This window comes from Rossellomorea sp. FM04394, from assembly GCF_041889765.1.
Lineage (GTDB): Bacteria > Bacillota > Bacilli > Bacillales > Bacillaceae_B > Rossellomorea > Rossellomorea aquimaris_B.
The window spans coordinates 2,794,928-2,810,839 of sequence record NZ_CP168654.1; the positions used below are offsets into that span (position 1 = coordinate 2,794,928).

Here is a 15,912-nt window from a genome sequence, read left to right on the forward strand (position 1 = left end):
TGTTTTTTTTTCAAAAATGGAGGAGGAATGAATGAATGAAGACATTGTTTATTGGAGCAGGTTCGATAGCTCACGCTTTAATGAGTGGAGCACTGAAAGCCGGTGTATTGAAGAATGAAAATGTGTATGTAACCAATCGGGCAAACCAGCAGCGTTTAGAAGAAATCGCCCATCAATTCGGTGTCCGTCAGATAGATCATGATTCCTCATACGATGTCGTCATTCTCGCCATGAAACCGAAAGACTTTCATGAAGCATCAGAGACGATCAGCACCTATCTTTCATCGGATACATTGGTCATTTCTGTTTTAGCCGGAATCACAATGGAACATATAGGCGACAAGCTTGGTTATAACGGACCAATAGCTCGAGCGATGCCAAATACAAGTGCTGCCATGGGAAAATCGGCAACGGCAGTATCGTTTAATCCACATCTCTCCCAAGCTCAAAAGGATTGGACGGCAGCGTTATTTCAATCCGTTGGAACAGCAGTGGAAGTAAAGGAAGAACAATTGGACCTTATTACGGCTCTATCAGGCAGCGGTCCTGCTTATATCTATTATGTAGCGGAATTACTTAAGAATGCGGCAGTAGAGTTAGGTTTGCAGGAGGAACTCGCTAAAAACCTCGTTACCCAAACGATTGCAGGGGCAAGTGCGATGATGGAAGAATCAGGTTTAGAAGCCAGGGAACTCAGGAGAAACGTAACCAGTCCAGGTGGAACGACTGAGGCAGGGATTGCTACATTGGAAGACTACCAGGTAAGAGATGCGTTTTTCCAATGTGTCTCTTCAGCGAAAGACCGATCTGAGGTACTTGGTAAAGAATTAAAGAAGCAGTCCTAAGCTATTAACCCACCATGATTCGCAATTTTCATGTTTCATTGATAAAATCAAAGCAAAAAAGAAGGTCGACAGAATGATCCTCCTACTACTCCTACTTTGTGCTGTTCTTATTGTCTGGATTTTTATCGGGATGGATGTGTGGAGGGGCTTATCTAACATCTCTTCCATTGATGAGCTATTCCATCCATCAAGTAATGGACCACTCCTATCCGTGATTGTTCCAGCTAGGAATGAAGAAGAGACAATTACGGACAGCATTCTTTCTCAGCTGCAGCAGGATTATCAACAGATCCAATGGATACTCGTCAATGACCGTTCAACGGACGGAACTCCGGAAAAACTCGAAGCACTAACGGAAATGGATAAGAGAATAAATGTGCTTCATATCGACTCACTGGAAAAGGGATGGCTCGGGAAAAATCAGGCATTATATAAAGGGTATCAGATATCAGAAGGAGAACTCATCCTTTTCACAGATGCCGACGTCATTTTTAATGATCCGAGCATCCTGACAAAAGCAGTGTCCCTGCTTCGAACACAGAAGCTGGATCACCTGACACTGGCTCCACATATAAAATCACAATCCTTCTGGCTAAAAAGCTTTGTTGCTTTTTTCTTATTCGGTTTTTCTTTTTATAAGCGACCCTGGAAAGCAAACGACCCCTCCTCTAAGATAGGGATGGGCATTGGCGCCTTCAATCTCATCACAAAATCTGTTTATGAGGAAATAGGTACCCATGAGAGGATCAAGCACATGCCCGATGATGATTTACAGCTAGGGATCCAAATAAAGAAACACCACAAAAAGCAATCCTTCCTCACTGCCCTCAAGTCTCTGGAGGTGGAATGGTATCGCTCATTGAAAGAAGCTTTTAACGGCTTAGAAAAAAATACGTTTGCCGGTCTTCATTATTCCTTTCTACTTGTATTGTTTGCCATGTTAGGAGTCTTCTGCTCTACTGTACTTCCTTTCATAACGATTTTCTCAGGGGAGACCCCGATTCGAATCGTAAGTATGATAATCATTCTTTTCATCGGTATTACCTATTTAAAGGTCATTAAACAGATGACGAAGGAGACTCCCCTTCTCTTTCTCGCATTACCTGTAACCGCCCTTTTATTTATCTATTCCATAGGACGAGCCACGTTTTTAACCTTTAAACGAGGCGGAATCGAATGGCGTGGAACAGTTTATTCGTTTAAGGAACTGAAGCAAAAAAAGAAGTAAAGCACATTTCTTTCCGAACAAAAAAGGTGTTGTTATACTTCATGTGTAGTACTATTTAGAAACCCGAAATAAATACCACGTCATGGAAGGTGATTAAAATGAACGTAAAGCTATTTCAACCATATTCGCTTAAAGAGGTAGAACTGAAGAATCGAATTGTAATGGCACCTATGTGCATGTATTCTTCCCATAACGAAGATGGAAAAGTTGAAAACTGGCATCGCACCCACTATACGAGCCGTGCTGTCGGTGGTGTCGGCCTCATCATTCAAGAAGCAACTGCGGTCACTCCCCAGGGGAGAATATCCCCGCAGGATTTAGGCATTTGGGATGACGAACATATTGAAGGGTTGAAAGAGTTAGTGGGCTTGATCAAGGAACAGGGGGCAAAGACCGGGATTCAGCTTGCTCACGCAGGAAGAAAAGCCGTTCTTGAAGGAGACATCCTTGCTCCATCTGCGATTCCATTTAATGAAGAGATGAAGATGCCCGTTGAAATGACGGCGAATGATATTAAAGAGACTATAACGGCATTCATTAAAGGAGCAGAAAGAGCGAAGAAAGCGGGCTTTGATGTGATTGAAATTCATGGGGCACATGGGTATCTCATCAACGAATTCCTGTCTCCACTATCCAATAAACGTACCGACGAATACGGTGGATCTGCAGAAAACCGCTACCGCTTCCTTCGTGAAGTCATCGATGGAATTCAACAAGTGTGGGACGGACCTCTACTCGTTCGTGTTTCTGCCAAAGATTATAACGAAGAAGGATTGGACGTTGAAGACTATGTTGTGTTTGCCCAATGGATGAAGGAACAAGGAGTCGATCTTATCGACGTAAGCTCCGGTGCACTTGTACCTGCGCGAATTCCAGTGTTCCCTGGTTATCAGGTGAAACTTGCCGAGACCATAAAAAAAGAAGCGAAGATCGATACAGGTGCAGTCGGGCTGATTACAACAGGTATACAAGCAGAAGAAATCCTGCAAAACGAGCGTGCTGACCTCGTCTTACTTGCTCGTGAATTGCTTCGTGACCCATACTGGCCAAGAACGGCAGCCAAAGAGTTGGGTGTAGAGATAGAAGCGCCTAAGCAGTATGATCGCGGCTGGTAAGAATACGGAAAAAGCGCTCAATTGGTAACCAATTGAGCGCTTTCTTTGTATGGTCTATTTTTCTAAATAAGCGTATTTATATCCATATTGAGCACCAAACTTATGAATGAATACATTCTCCACTGAACCCTTTTCTAAATAGGCTACACCTTTTTGGTAGACCGGTGAAATCGCCATTTTTTCAAACAGGATTTTTTCTGCTTCTTGAAGAGCCTTCCAGCGCTCTTCTGGTTTCTCTAACAATTCTCCTTTCGACTTTAAAATTAACGAGTCAAACTTCTCATTTGCAAATCCAGTCCGATTAAATGGACTCTCTGATAGAAGCATATCAAGGTAAGCCATTGGATCTGGATAATCAGCTGACCATCCAGATAAACTGATTTCATATTCCATTTTATTTTCCAATTCTATTTTTTGTTTAAAAGGCTGTTGTTTGATTTTAATCGTAAGCCCTTCGAGATTAGATTCTAATTGGTTTTTAATATACTCCCCGATTTTCCGGGAAGATTCCGTGTCGTAATTAAGTAATTCCACTTCAATAGAATCAATGTTTTCTTCATCCATTGCTTCCTTCCACAGAGCTTGCGCTTCTTTTAGGGTTCCTTCATTCAGGGGTCCAACGGTATCTCTGAAGTCCTTTCCATCAGGCCCTTTCGTTAATCCCTTTGGAACAAAATAATAGGCAGGCAAAGACCCGTCGTTTAATAGCACATTCACCAAGTCCTCTTTATTGTATGCCAGATCGATTGCCCTTCTGGCTTTTTGTTTCGATAAGATAGGATTTTTTTGATTTAGTCTAAGGAAAAACATTCTACTGTCGGAAAAGCTTTTGAAGTCAGGGCTCTCCTTATATTGATCTACTAATTCAGCCGATAGAACCACTTGATCAATTTCATCAGTATTAAATAGGTTTATCGCCGTAGAAGAATCTTTTACGATATCAACTTCAATTGCATCCAGATTCACTTCAGAGTGATCCCAGTAGTGTTTATTTTTTTCTAATAAATAGCTTTGCTCGTGCTTCCATTCTTTCACAACAAATGGTCCGTTGTATAACGTTGTATCCGCTTCTAAGCCGTACTTAGATCCACTATCTTCCACATACTCTTGTGAGAGGGGCGCAAACATTGGAAGTGTGGTTAATTGTAAGAAATAAGGAACCGGATGTTCTAATTCTACTTCCAGAGTATGTACATCGATAGCTTTCACACCCAGCTCGTCCGGTCCTGATTTTCCTGTATTGATTTTTTCGGCATTTTTTATATCGTATAGGATGTAAGCATACTCTGCCCCCGTATCAGGATTAACCCCCCGTCTCCAAGAGTAAACGAAATCATCCGCTGTGACTGGCTCTCCATTTGACCACTTGGCGTCTTTACGTAGATGAAACGTATAGGTTTTCTGGTCTTCACTTACATCGAAACTCTCTGCTATTGCCGGCTTTGGATTATCCTCTTCGTCCAGTTCGAATAAGCCTTCAACGACACTTGCCAGTACCTGGGCAGACACTGTATCTGTTGTCAAAGAGCTATCCAATGTCGGCATTTCAGCCGTTTGAACAAGACGCAAAACCTGCTGATCTTCACTTCCTTGTTTAACATCTGAAGTGGCATTTTGATTACATGCTGTTAAAAGTAAACATAAAATTATAAAAGCAAAATACTTATTGATTTTTCTCTTTATCGAACCCATACTATTTTCCTCCTAGTAAATTCCTCAATCATTATTGTCCTTGACATATGTACCCTGGTAACTTCTTAAAACTTCCCCCTTTCAATAAAATAAAAAGCCCTCTTCTTGAAAACAAGAAGAGGGCTGATTTAACTATGAACTAACATACCTAAAATGATCTCCTTATCTTTCAAGCGATATGCTTGCTGGAGTTGGCACAGTACTATAATAAGTCTGTTGCCGAGGTTTCAAAGGGCCAGTCCCTCCACCTCTCTGGATAATGGAAAAATTATTAAATTATAGAAAAATATACACGATGAAAACAATTATGTCAATATAATAAAACTCACATTTTGAACATCATCTATTCGGGTTGTTCAGTCTCATACACCTTCTGTACCTCATACCTGAAACCTAAACAACGATAGTTTTGTTTTCGATACATCAATCTCGGAGTATCTTCCCCATCCGCTACCAATATCACGGTCTTATCAGGGAATTGCTTCATCACAAACTGTTGAAGCCTTGCCCCTATCCCCTTTTTTTGAAACATTTCATGAACCATCAGCCCATCGATTTCTGCTGTATGATCTTCAATGATCACATCCACGGATCCGGCCGGGGTCCCCTTATAGAAAGCGAGTAGCTGCACCAAACGGGGATTCTGAAAATTCCTCTTATGCATATCCACCTTTTGATCGGCAAAATCGGGGCCATACTCCAAATCCTGCTCGTATTGAAATGCAAGGTACGCATTGAGCTCCGCCTCGGTCACTTCCCTTACTTCGATATCAGGGATGTCTTCAAGTATTGGGAATTGACCTGGCTCGATAAGATACAATTCATTGAAACCTGTCTCATATCCTTCATCCTTAAAATAATCCATCAATTCCTCTGAAGGTTTATGATCGTCAGGAAAAAGAAACTTTACATGCTTCTGGCCTTTTGATTGATGAAATTCCCTCAAGAACAGGGCAGCCTCTTTAAATTCAGCCAGCGTTGGATGTTTTTTGAATTTAAGAAAGTTACTATCATACCTTGTTAACATTTCTGGAAAATGAATATGTTTATAAAGCTCATTCTCACCTATTTCATGTCCTGGATTATAAATATGGTCAAATGTGATTTCCTTCATTCGTACTCCCCTTTTCCTCTATGAACTTACTCCCATATCCGTTGAACAGATGCCCCGTCTTCTTCGACTTTTACAACATACACATCAGGATTGGAAAGGGCGAACAGCTCATCATATCCGTATTTCTCATCAAACAGTCTTAAAATCAGCGTGGTTAAGTTTCCATGACTCACGCAGACAATATGATCTTCTTCTTTTTTTAATATGTCTTCTATAAAAGACCTTGCTCTCTCCGTCGCCTGATCATTCGACTCTCCGCCTGGTAACGCAAGGGAAAAGTCCTCAAAACTGTCTTTTAATTTTTCCATCCAATCAGGAAGATCATGATCACTTAATATTCTTTCTCCTAAACGATCATCTTCCTGTACGGTTAATCCCGACTGATTTGCAAAGGGAGCGATTGTTTCAACGGCTCTCACAAACGGACTGGAATATATCGCTTGAATGGGTCGTTTTTTTAAAAAAGCAGCCAATTGGTTCGCTTGATTCTTTCCTTTTTCCGTTAAATGCGCATGAAGCGGTTGTCCTTCCGCTTTTGCGTGACGTACGATATAAATCGTCTTCATCCCTTCACCCCTCTACTTCTTTAAAGGTATGACATATTCCATAAAATCCTTGGCTATATACGTATCAGGGAACACTTCCCTTGCTTCCCTCTCCAACTCTTCCCAGGACTCTTTGGCATATCGAGAGGAAATATGGGTTAAAAACAGCAATTTAGCCCCTGCTTCTAAAGCTGTCTCCCCCGCTTGCTTTGTCGTCGAGTGGTAATACTCACGGGCCATTTCCTCCTGATCCCGATTGAAAGTCGCTTCATGAATGAGTACATCTGCTGACCTTCCTAAATCGACAGCATTTGAACAAACCCTGGTGTCTCCAAGAATCGTCACAACACGCCCTGGAATCGAAGGTCCAAGAAAATCCTTTCCATTGAGCTCTGTGCCGTCTTCCAACTGGACGGTTTCGCCTGATTTTAATTTCTTGTAGACGGGTCCAGGTTGAATACCTATCCCCTTTAATCGGTCAACTTGAAGGACACCCGGTTTATCTTTTTCAACCACACGGTATCCGAAAGTCGGCAAGGCATGATCCAGCTCCCTCGCCTCGACTATAAATCCTTCATCTTCGAAGATGGCCCCTTCCTCGATCTCAATCACTTCAAGGGGATATTGAAGATGCGTCCGACTGACAGATAGAGACACGTGGATATACTCTTTGATTCCCTTGGGTCCATATACCGTAAGCTGGGACTCCCCACCTTGGAAGGAGCGGCTCCCTAATAACCCAGGCAATCCATAAATATGATCCCCGTGTAGGTGTGAGATGAAAATTTTTTCTATTCTTCTCGGTTTCAAGCTAGTATGTAAAATTTGATGCTGCGTTGCTTCTCCACAATCAAAAAGCCAAACCGCACCGCGCTCTTCTAATAATTTCAAAGCAATACTGGTTACATTTCGGAGTTTAGCGGGTACCCCTGCCCCAGTTCCTAAAAATAATAGTTCCAACTTATTCACTCCTAAAATGAGCTATGCTGCCTTTATTTTAGCACATCCTACGCTTATTTACCTTTCCCTTCCATAGAGAATGAAGAATTTTCATCATACTCAGTTAAACAAATCGGTAATAAGAATGAGAATTAAAGCCAACATAATGACGAAGATGCTCGTGCATAAAACGCTTTCATTTTTCCCATTAAAAAAGTCATCAGCATATAATTTGCTAAATGAACCAGAAGTCTTTAAAATTAAGTAATTGTATAGGATATGAAATAAATAAGAAGAAATGCAGCTAACAATAGCATCAAGATAAAGTGAGGTCATGACATTGAATAATTCAAGTACACCATCATCTCTCATTACGATTTTTGGAGCGACAGGTGATTTAGCAAAAAGAAAGCTATATCCATCTCTTTATCATTTGTTCCGTAAAGGGAAAATCTCAAAGCGTTTTGCCGTTGTAGGGGTCGCTCGACGTGAATGGTCAAATGAAGAGTTTCAGGAACATGTAAAAACATCAGTACATAAAGCGTTAGGCAGCAACGAAAACATAGATGAGTTTGTGTCTCATTTCTACTATCAACCGAATGATGTTTCAAACAGCGACTCGTATAAAGCGTTGAAGAATCTTTCTGATGACCTGGATGAAACGTATGAATTAGAAGGGAATCGCATTTTCTACTTAGCGATGGCACCTGAATTCTTCGGAACCATTACAGAACAGCTGAAGGATCAAGGTGTAACCGATACAAATGGTTTCCAACGACTTGTCATTGAAAAACCATTCGGTCACGACCTGCCTTCAGCCGAAAAACTGAACAGCCAGATCAGGGAATCGTTCTCTGAGGATCAAATTTACCGTATCGACCACTATCTTGGGAAAGAAATGGTGCAAAACATCGAAGTCATCCGTTTCGCCAATGCGATGTTTGAACCCCTATGGAATAATCGATATATCTCAAACATCCAAGTCACTTCCTCTGAGGAGCTGGGTGTTGAAGATCGTGGACGCTATTATGAAAAAAGTGGAGCTCTCCGGGATATGGTTCAAAACCATCTGCTTCAAATGGTCGCCCTACTAGCCATGGAGCCCCCAATCAAATTGACGACAGACGAAATCCGCAGTGAAAAGGTCCGTGTGTTACGATCCCTGCGTCCGTTTGAACATGAAGAAGTGAAAGATTATTTCGTTCGAGGTCAATATGGCCCTGGAACATCCGGCAACCAGGATCTCCCAGGTTATCGCGAAGCAGAAAACGTGGATGATCACTCGAATACTGAAACATATGTTGCCGGGAAACTGATGATTGATAACTTCCGTTGGGCGGGTGTTCCATTCTATATCCGCACAGGAAAAAGAATGGAAACAAAGTCAACGAAGATCGTCATCCAGTTCAAAGATATTCCTATGAACCTGTATTACAACCCGGACAAACCACTTGCACCAAACTTATTAGTCATTCATATTCAGCCTGAAGAAGGGATCACCCTTCACTTAAACGTGAAAAAATCCGGACAAAACATTGAAACGACTCCAGTGAAACTAAACTTTGCCAACACCAGTGTAGACGGGATGAACACGCCGGAAGCATATGAAAAGCTTCTATTCGATTGCCTGCGCGGGGATGCAACCAACTTCACTCATTGGGATGAAGTGAAGTTATCCTGGGCATTCGTCGATAAGATTTCTGAAGTATGGGAACATACACGTGACGGAGAATTCCCGAACTACGAAGCAGGATCAATGGGTCCGAAAGCAGCCGACAACCTGCTGGCTAAAGACGGCTTCTACTGGTGGCCGATTGCGAATCTAGACGTGGACCAATGCTAAGGAAGGTGTGGAAATAATGAAAATTTATGATGTAACAGCCCCAATCTTTAACGGAATGCCGGTTTATAAGAACAAACCGGAAAAACAACCTACGATCGATACAAAAACGAATGGTCATGTAACAGAGTCCCGCATCTCAATGGATGTTCATACAGGAACACATGTAGATGCTCCCCTTCACATGATCAACGACGGTGAAACAATCGAAACGATCGATATCGAGCAGCTCGTTCGTCCCGTTAAAGTATTCGACCTAACAAAAGCAGATGAGAAAATCAGCCTCAAAGATATCGAAGGATTAGAAATTGAAGAGAATGATTTCATCCTCTTTAAAACAAAAAATTCATGGGATACCGAATTCAACTTTGAATTCATCTATGTAGCAGAAGATGCAGCGGCGTACCTTGCAGACAAAAAAATCTCAGGGGTTGGAATCGATGCACTTGGTATCGAAAGAGCCCAGGAAGGACACCCTACTCACCGCAGCTTAATGGGAAGCGGCGTCATCATCATGGAGGGACTTCAACTGAAAGACATTGAAGCCGGACAATACTTCATGGTTGCCGCTCCACTAAAGATTGAAAACACCGACGCATCACCTGCACGTGTGTTGTTGTTTGATGAATTGATCGGGTGATATTCGAAAACGACTCTCTAGTTTACTAGGGAGTCGTTTTTTTGATTTGTTAAAAATGCACCTATCTTCTACTATGAGAAACGTTTAATATCTTCCTAATGACAATTTCCAAGTCATCGGAATGTCTGATGACATATAAATAATCAGCTTCTCCTTCACCAGGTGCGGCTACATCTTTGAAGTAACCATCAGTCTGTTGACGTTTTAGCACTTCTTCAAAAGTAGTGGCGCTCCTGAAGATGCCTGTACTACGCTCACTGTTCGCCACTCTGGCTTGAAGAACCCGCTCGGGGATATCCAAATGGACGAGGATCGTGGTTAATCCCTTCTGATTGAAACGCTCCAGCAGCTTCAACCGTCCACTGCGGCTCAGATTCGAATTACAGAGAATGAGATGCAATGAAGTCTCATTCATGGCGTAGTCGACAATGGTTCGACTGACGGCATACTTGAGCGTATTAGGGCCTTCCATTGGAAGCAGGTACCTATAAAAGGTGTTGATGAATTCTGCATGGTTATCCTGGTCGATCACAACGGAATTCTGCAATTGTTCTTCCAAGCTCCTGGCAAAGGTTGATTTTCCGCTATGAGTTTTACCGACTGTCATGATTACAAGCCTTGACATGAATGGACCTCCAATTCTTATTAAAAAACTCAATTTCCAGATGTATAGTTTCTTAATATTTTCTTTGTGCTTTGAAAGTTTTTCTGCTTTCGTCAATCATTTAAAAAAGCCTTATAGACGTCCCCAATGACCCCTTTTAATTGATGAACACCCAAGTCTGTATTGGTCATGATGACCAAACCACTATCCAATTGTGGATATGCCACCATCATGCATTGAAAACCAACGCCCCAGCCAAGTGATGATATTTCGATTCCCTTGTCGTTTTTATCCAGGAAGACCCCTAGTCCGGTCCATTCCTTACCACCTTGTGGATTGATCATTTCAGCTGCTTTACTGGACGAAATTTTGAGTTTGCTTTTCCCTTTTAACGCATGAATAAGTTCAACCACTACAAGGGCTAGATCAGTTGGGGTTGTCCACAGTCCGGAAGCAGCAGGATACGGATAGATTGGATATTTACCTTTCACTACTTTTCCGCCACTCGTATGACCGCAAGAGACATTTTGAAATGGAGGACTAAATGTACTATTTTTCATATGTAATGGCTGAAAAAGACGTTCCCTCATGACTTCTGAAAAAGGGTTCCCAGTAACATCTTCTATCAACAGTTGTATGATACAGAAGCCTGCATCAGAATAGTGAAAGTCCCTTTTAGGGCCATATTTCAATTCAATAGGAACCTTACAATAAGGGGATTTCCCTTCTAACAGGTCAACCATCGTCGGCGTTCCGAACTTTGAATTGAATTCATTGAAGCTGCCTTCAGGATCGACAACCCCCGATTGGTGACTAAGTAATTGTCTTAGGGTAACATCTCCATTATATTTATGTAGAGGAACCTTCCATGTTGTTAGCATTTTATTTATGTCTTCATCTAAATCCAGAATGCCTTGTTCCGTCAAGGTCATCACCAATATGGCGGTTAGAAATTTACTGATTGAACAAGCACTGAAAATCGAATCACTTTCCACCCGTTTATCCGTTCCTGCTTCGAGTAAACCGAAGCATTCTGTGCCGCTGATGCTGCCACTCTCAATGACTGCCATGCTTAATCCCGTTACTCCATACTCTTTCATGCGCTTTTGTATGTTGATCATTTGTGGTTTCATCATATCCCCCATCGTTCTATTAAATATGTTCCGGCTCCAGCAAACTCACGACCTGAAGTTGATGGAAACATCTTTCATCGATTTCTTCCATATCATATGATCAGACCCGTTACCCCAATAATCCTTCAGCCAATAATCAGGCTGCCCAAATTTTTTCATCCATATCTTTTGGGCAACGCCATATCCACTATCCAGACAGAATTCCTGGATTCCTTTGTTTAGAAAAGTAAGGAACATGACGTTTAATAGTAATGTCCCTACACCACGCCCTTGATGATCGGGATGCACAAACACCGTTCCGACTTCATATATCTCATTCAATGCCCCGTCAGTACAGGTGCGAATCAGTTCACTGGCAGGACCGTATTCAATGGTGCCGATGATGTCATCGTTCTTTTCTGAAGCGATTAGAAAGCATCGGTTCGTCCCATTAGTGTCCAAGTCATTTTTTAAGTATTGTTTCTTGCTCTCTATTTCACTTTCGATGTCATCAAACAGCTCCGCTAGACCTTCTATGGCAAAGGTATGCTTTATGACTGTAGAAAAAAATTGATTCAGTTCTTCCTGGTCTTCTATTCGTGGTCTTCTTATTTCAATGGTAGGCACTGAAAATCACTCCTTGATAACCTGAAAAATGAAAGGGTCCAGAACTCTATTCCCCCTCATGTTCTGTAATATATCGTTGAATTTCAAATATATCTCTTTCATTCATTATGTGTTAAGTAGTTCCCTTTTGATTTCACCCACATGAATGCCTGCTTTTCTTATGTAATATTATGGTATCATATCCGATAGAATGTTTTATATATCTTTCAAAAAATAAAAACCCCTCTCCTAATAGGAAAGGGGTTATACTCAACTGATTATTTCATCCACTCAGTATGGAAAGTACCTTCTTTGTCCACGCGCTCATACGTATGGGCACCGAAGTAATCACGCTGAGCCTGGATCAGGTTTGCAGGCAGGGTTTCTGTACGGTAGCTATCGTAGTAAGACAGTGCGGCAGAGAAGCCGGGTACCGGTACACCATTTTGGACGGCTACGCTGATGACTTCGCGAAGTGCATATTGGTAACTTTCTACGATCTCTTTGAAATAAGGATCTAATAGAAGGTTTGAAAGATTAGATTCACGGTCGTAAGCTTCTTTGATCTTTTGCAGGAATTGAGCACGAATGATGCATCCTCCGCGGAAGATCATTGCGATATCCCCGTATTGAAGATCCCATTTGTACTCATCAGATGCAGAGCGCATTTGTGCGAATCCTTGAGCATACGAACAAATCTTGCTCATGTAAAGAGCTTTACGGATTGATTCAACCAACGCTTTTTTATCGCCTTGGAATGGTTTCGTGTCAGGTCCTTTCAGCATTTTGCTTGCTTTCACACGTTCATCTTTAATGGCTGAGATGAAACGGGCAAAGACAGACTCAGTTATGATCGGTAAGGAAACACCGAGGTCTAATGAACTCTGGCTTGTCCATTTTCCTGTACCCTTTTGCCCTGCCTTATCCAGGATGACATCGACCATGGGTTTTCCTGTTTCCTCGTCCTTCTTTGTGAAGATATCTGCTGTGATTTCGATGAGATAACTATCAAGCTCGCCTTTATTCCAGTCGGCAAATACCTCATGAAGTTCCTCGGCACTTAAGCCCAGGACATTTTTCATCAGGAAGTAGGATTCTGCAATCAGCTGCATATCTCCGTACTCGATGCCGTTGTGCACCATTTTCACATAGTGCCCGGCGCCATCAGGACCGATATACGTCGTACAAGGGTCGCCATCGACTTTCGCAGCGATGTCTTTTAAGATAGGAGCGACTAGGTCGTACGCTTCCTTCTGTCCGCCAGGCATGATGGAAGGACCAGTAAGAGCACCTTCTTCTCCACCGGAGACACCCGTTCCGATAAAGTGGATGCCTAATTCGCTTAATTCGTGATTGCGGCGGCGCGTATCTTCGAAGAACGTATTTCCTCCGTCAATCAGAATGTCCCCTTTTTCCAGGAACGGCTTTAATTGTTCAATGGTTGCATCAGTTGGATTTCCTGCTTTCACCATCAAGAGGATCTTTCTAGGTTTTTCTAGAGAATTAACGAATTCTTCAATCGTATATGTAGGAACGACATTCTTTCCTTTAGATTCACTAATCATTTCATCCGTTTTTTCACGGGAACGATTATATACAGAAACAGAATACCCTCTGCTCTCAATATTCCAAGCTAAGTTTTTACCCATTACGGCTAGACCGATAACACCAATTTCTTGAGACATGTCATTAACATCCTTTCATGAATACTGGTTTTTTCTTTTTTAAACTATCAACATATGAAGGAAAACTCCAGCTGATTAGTTTTTCAAAAGCTGTTTGTCGCACTCTATTTCAATCTAACAAGAATAGTGTGGTGATGCAAATAATCCGTTTGAAGTGTTCACCATCTACCTTAAGGTGTCCTCGATCTTTCCGGGTCATTCCCTCAAAAAATCTTTGTTGAAGCTTGTGTCCTGTTTTGAATCAAAGGTTTTCTTCTTGTTCTTCCCTTTAATTCCTTGAGAGATGGAATCTTTCCCGAACTTTTCCTGGAGTTGTGATAAAACATTATAAAGCGGTTCCTTTTCTGCCACCTTTTTATAAGAGAATAGGTCCAGTTGTTCAGTTGCTTCACTCTTTTCCACGATATCCTGGGCGGTGACACCCAAAAGTCTTACGGGATCTCCATCCCAGTGCTTCAACAATAAGTCTTTAGCATAATGAAATAAATCTTCTTTTTTATATATCGGATTTTCCAGCTTCTTGCTTCTCGTAATGGTTTTTCTGAATTTATCCCTGATCATGAGCTGGATCGTCATCCCCAGAACATCTTTCTGCTGCAGGCGTGAGGACACTTTCGCGCATAGCTTCTCTATAACCGTTAAAAGCTCATGTTGATTCGTCGTATCCTTTGGTAACGTGGTAGAGTTACCGACACTTTTATAATCATAAATTGAATCAGGGTCTACACTTCGGCGATCAATACCATTTGCACGCTCCTTGAGTCGTAAGCCATTGATCCCGAGGAGTGATTTCAGTTGAATATCATTGGCGTGAGCGAGATCATTACAGGTTTGGATTCCGATTGTATTGAGTTTCTGGGCGGTTTTCTCTCCAATTCCATGCATCTCGATGACAGGAAGGGGCCAAAGCTTTCCGGGAATATCACGCTTTCTTAATACGGTGATTCCCATAGGTTTTTTCATGTCTGATGCGGTTTTAGCAAGGAATTTGTTAGGAGCCACACCGATACTGCAGGGAAGATCGAGTTGACTTTTAATTTGGGATTGAATGTCTGACGCAATTTCTAACGGAGTGCCTTTTTCAAAGGAGTCGGTGATATCCAGATACCCCTCATCAATAGAGACAGGCTCCACTAATTCAGAATATTGTCTGAGGATATCAAATATTCCTTTTGAGGCTGCGCGGTAACGGTCAAAGTTAGGCGTCATGATAATGAGGTCGGGGCACAGTTTTTTGGCTTCCCAAAGAGGCATTGTCGTCTTCACTCCGAAGCTTCTCGCTTCGTAGCTGCATGTCACGATGATGCCTCGTCTCTCTTGGGGATTCCCGGCAATAGCCAATGGTTTGCCCCTCAGTGTTGGGTCGAAAGCCATTTCAACAGAGGCATAAAAGCTATTCATATCAACATGAAGGATCACTCGTCCGTTTTTTGGATAATGTGAGTTCATTTAAATCGCGGCTTTCTTTGTCTAATTTTGATGTGTTATTTGCTCGTTCACGTAATTCTTTAACTCTCTAATACCTTCTAAACTCTCTACTAAAACATCGGGGTCGATCTGGGTGATGAGAGAATCTTCAAGATTGATGATCCCTGAGAAATAGTTTGTTTTTGAATAAGAAAGTAAACCTACATTTGTAAAAGAGTCATTCGGTACTTCAAGAATCTCTTTCGCTTCTTTTACGACCAGACCGATCTGCATCGTTTCTGTGTGAACGACGAGAAGAAACATTCCTTTTTTCTGCACCTGCATTCGTGTTATAAAGGATATTTGCTAAATCAAGGACAGGGATCAGCTCTCCCCTGACCTTTACAAGTCCCAGGACAAATGAAGGCAGATGAGGGATGGGCCTCACTTCTTCCACTCTTTCAATCGATACTACATTCTCAATCGGTAGAGCATATTCTTCTTTTCCAGCATGAACTACAACTACTTTCGGCATGGTAT

Annotated in this window: 16 protein-coding genes and 1 riboswitch; of the genes, 5 read left to right on the forward strand and 11 right to left on the reverse strand. The window is 41.9% G+C overall.

The genetic code is table 11. The features are described from left to right. Positions 1–35 precede the first annotated feature (35 nt). The 3 genes from proC to namA all read left to right on the forward strand — a co-directional run bounded on the left by proC (position 36) and on the right by namA (position 3,188). On the forward strand, positions 36–845 hold the full coding sequence (gene proC / locus ACCB35_RS14190) for a pyrroline-5-carboxylate reductase (RefSeq protein ID WP_374054237.1): 810 nt from the start codon (positions 36–38) through the stop codon (positions 843–845). Between the two features lie 73 nt (positions 846–918). Next, complete coding sequence (locus ACCB35_RS14195; protein ID WP_374054238.1) at positions 919–2,073, forward strand: glycosyltransferase; 1,155 nt, start codon at positions 919–921, stop codon at positions 2,071–2,073. Positions 2,074–2,171: 98 nt separating this feature from the next. Beyond that, positions 2,172–3,188 carry an NADPH dehydrogenase NamA gene (namA, locus tag ACCB35_RS14200; RefSeq protein WP_374054239.1) on the forward strand — a complete coding sequence of 339 codons (1,017 nt, stop codon included), beginning with the start codon at positions 2,172–2,174 and terminating at the stop codon, positions 3,186–3,188. Positions 3,189–3,242: 54 nt separating this feature from the next. Here namA and ACCB35_RS14205 read toward each other — a convergent pair whose 3' ends face one another. The 4 genes from ACCB35_RS14205 to rnz all read right to left on the reverse strand — a co-directional run bounded on the left by ACCB35_RS14205 (position 3,243) and on the right by rnz (position 7,499). Further along, on the reverse strand, positions 3,243–4,871 hold the full coding sequence (locus tag ACCB35_RS14205; protein WP_374057029.1) for a peptide ABC transporter substrate-binding protein: 1,629 nt from the start codon (positions 4,869–4,871) through the stop codon (positions 3,243–3,245). Between the two features lie 168 nt (positions 4,872–5,039). Continuing rightward, a riboswitch (SAM riboswitch) is annotated at positions 5,040–5,143 on the reverse strand. 80 nt (positions 5,144–5,223) lie between these two features. After that, entirely contained in the window at positions 5,224–5,994 is a 771-nt protein-coding gene (locus tag ACCB35_RS14210; protein WP_374054240.1) for a GNAT family N-acetyltransferase, read from the reverse strand. A gap of 26 nt (positions 5,995–6,020) precedes the next feature. Beyond that, a complete protein-coding gene (locus ACCB35_RS14215; RefSeq protein ID WP_374054241.1) occupies positions 6,021–6,560 on the reverse strand; it encodes a histidine phosphatase family protein in 540 nt (179 codons plus the stop codon). Between the two features lie 12 nt (positions 6,561–6,572). Next, positions 6,573–7,499 carry a ribonuclease Z gene (gene rnz / locus ACCB35_RS14220; RefSeq protein ID WP_374054242.1) on the reverse strand — a complete coding sequence of 309 codons (927 nt, stop codon included), beginning with the start codon at positions 7,497–7,499 and terminating at the stop codon, positions 6,573–6,575. Positions 7,500–7,812: 313 nt separating this feature from the next. Between rnz and zwf the strand changes: the two genes are divergently transcribed. Further along, positions 7,813–9,321 carry a glucose-6-phosphate dehydrogenase gene (gene zwf / locus ACCB35_RS14225; protein ID WP_374054243.1) on the forward strand — a complete coding sequence of 503 codons (1,509 nt, stop codon included), beginning with the start codon at positions 7,813–7,815 and terminating at the stop codon, positions 9,319–9,321. A gap of 16 nt (positions 9,322–9,337) precedes the next feature. Continuing rightward, a complete protein-coding gene (locus ACCB35_RS14230) occupies positions 9,338–9,958 on the forward strand; it encodes a cyclase family protein (RefSeq protein ID WP_374054244.1) in 621 nt (206 codons plus the stop codon). Positions 9,959–10,019: 61 nt separating this feature from the next. Here ACCB35_RS14230 and ACCB35_RS14235 read toward each other — a convergent pair whose 3' ends face one another. The 7 genes from ACCB35_RS14235 to ACCB35_RS14265 all read right to left on the reverse strand — a co-directional run bounded on the left by ACCB35_RS14235 (position 10,020) and on the right by ACCB35_RS14265 (position 15,907). Then, positions 10,020–10,583 carry an ATP-binding protein gene (locus ACCB35_RS14235; RefSeq protein ID WP_374054245.1) on the reverse strand — a complete coding sequence of 188 codons (564 nt, stop codon included), beginning with the start codon at positions 10,581–10,583 and terminating at the stop codon, positions 10,020–10,022. A gap of 92 nt (positions 10,584–10,675) precedes the next feature. Next, a complete protein-coding gene (locus tag ACCB35_RS14240; RefSeq protein WP_374057030.1) occupies positions 10,676–11,695 on the reverse strand; it encodes a serine hydrolase domain-containing protein in 1,020 nt (339 codons plus the stop codon). A gap of 45 nt (positions 11,696–11,740) precedes the next feature. Then, positions 11,741–12,301, reverse strand: a complete 561-nt coding sequence (locus ACCB35_RS14245) for a GNAT family N-acetyltransferase (protein ID WP_374054246.1) — start codon at positions 12,299–12,301, stop codon at positions 11,741–11,743. Between the two features lie 257 nt (positions 12,302–12,558). Beyond that, the gene (gene gndA / locus ACCB35_RS14250; RefSeq protein ID WP_374054247.1) at positions 12,559–13,965 is read right to left on the reverse strand and encodes an NADP-dependent phosphogluconate dehydrogenase; all 1,407 of its coding nucleotides are present in this window, start codon (positions 13,963–13,965) and stop codon (positions 12,559–12,561) included. Between the two features lie 195 nt (positions 13,966–14,160). Continuing rightward, positions 14,161–15,414 (reverse strand): DNA polymerase IV, encoded by a 1,254-nt coding sequence (locus ACCB35_RS14255; protein WP_374054248.1) that lies wholly within the window; start codon positions 15,412–15,414, stop codon positions 14,161–14,163. 21 nt (positions 15,415–15,435) lie between these two features. Beyond that, entirely contained in the window at positions 15,436–15,666 is a 231-nt protein-coding gene (locus ACCB35_RS14260; protein ID WP_374054249.1) for a chemotaxis protein CheW, read from the reverse strand. Further along, the gene (locus tag ACCB35_RS14265; RefSeq protein ID WP_374054250.1) at positions 15,623–15,907 is read right to left on the reverse strand and encodes a chemotaxis protein CheW; all 285 of its coding nucleotides are present in this window, start codon (positions 15,905–15,907) and stop codon (positions 15,623–15,625) included. Before ACCB35_RS14265 ends, ACCB35_RS14260 begins: the two co-directional genes overlap by 44 nt. Positions 15,908–15,912: the final 5 nt, after the last annotated feature.